General features: G+C 46.6%; 3 protein-coding genes. 2 read left to right on the forward strand and 1 reads right to left on the reverse strand.

The features are described from left to right. Positions 1 to 654: COX15/CtaA family protein (locus F6K20_RS38815; RefSeq protein ID WP_287298481.1), on the forward strand; the 654-nt coding region annotated here is incomplete at its 5' end. 96 nt (positions 655 to 750) lie between these two features. Here the strand turns inward: F6K20_RS38815 and F6K20_RS38820 are convergent. Beyond that, entirely contained in the window at positions 751 to 939 is a 189-nt protein-coding gene (locus F6K20_RS38820; protein ID WP_008186866.1) for a hypothetical protein, read from the reverse strand. Between the two features lie 91 nt (positions 940 to 1030). Between F6K20_RS38820 and F6K20_RS38825 the strand changes: the two genes are divergently transcribed. Continuing rightward, the coding region (locus tag F6K20_RS38825) for an RRXRR domain-containing protein (protein WP_287298483.1) at positions 1031 to 1311 on the forward strand (281 nt) is incomplete at its 3' end.

Raw genomic sequence — 1311 nt, forward strand, 5'->3', positions numbered from 1 at the left:
TCTCTCGCTAGCTTATCTTGGTGGCATCGGCGGGATTTACCCAACTGGCTGCCCTGGATATCCACATTTGCTCTAGGGCTAATTATTTTCCAAGGAGTCCTGGGCGGACTGACGGTTACAGAACTGCTCCGGTTTGATATCGTCACTGCTCATCTAGGAACAGCACTGCTATTTTTCTCAACTCTAATCGTAATTGGTACACTGCTGACCCCCTATCAAGGAACAGGTTCAGTTGGGAAGTTACCTTGGCTGAGCTTAACCGCAGTGATTTTTGTTTATCTACAAAGTCTATTAGGTGGACTAGTCGCTTCCCGCTGGGCAGTGCATCAGTGTTTTGGCGCATCTGAGCTGTGTACCGTGATGAATAGCCATATTGCTGGTGTGGTGCCAGCCACCGTAGCAACTGTCGCCGTTGTGGTGATAGCATCCCGGACACCAGCTCTACATCCAGTACTGCGACAGTTAGCTAATCTCGCTGCTAGCTTGGTAGTTTTACAGATACTCCTCGGTGTTGCTACCTTCCGGTTAAGGCTACAAGTTGAACTACTAACTATCTGCCATCAAGCAGTGGGAGCAGCATTATTAGGAGTACTGGTAGGGTTTACAGTCTTCGCCTTACGTGACCGAACAAGTGTGGAGTGTCAAAGTCAGTAGAAGCAAAGCGAGAAGGAATGAAATATGAAGGATTAAGTATGAAGGATTAAGTGTTTTATTGGTCTATCCTACGGGAAACCTAAGGGCAAATATCCTTCATACTTGAGACTTTTTAGCGAAGGAATTGGTCAACAATCCCGACTGGGATTCCAACCCACCGATCAATCGACGGGCAAGAGATCCTGTAGTTGACCAGACTAAGCCAGTTCGACTGGCTACGTTAGATAGGCTATCGCACCCTAGGGTGCTTGCCAGCTCTAGGCTCTGAGGTTTCAGATTAAACATCTGTAGAGGGATTAAGGAAGTGTCTGAAACAGGACAAACCTATCTAACCTTGTCGAGGCAAAAGTAACACGCAAGTAGAAGAGACGAAACCATGTCTACAAACTACGTTCTAGTTTTAGATACCAACCGAAAACCGCTCAACCCTTGCAAACCTGGGATGGCTCGTAGCCTACTTAAAGCAGGCAAGGCAGCGGTATTTAAGCAGTATCCATTCACCATTATCCTCAACAAAGCAGTTGATGATGCCCCCAAACCAGTCCAACTCAAAATCGACCCAGGCTCAAAAGTAACTGGGCTTGCTCTGGTGTTGGATTTTTGTGCCTTCGATTGTTATTGCCCTAAGTTTAATTGTCTTTTCCAAACCAGTGCTGA

This window comes from Moorena sp. SIO2C4 (assembly GCF_010672485.1).
Classification (GTDB): Bacteria; Cyanobacteriota; Cyanobacteriia; order Cyanobacteriales; family Coleofasciculaceae; genus Moorena; species Moorena producens.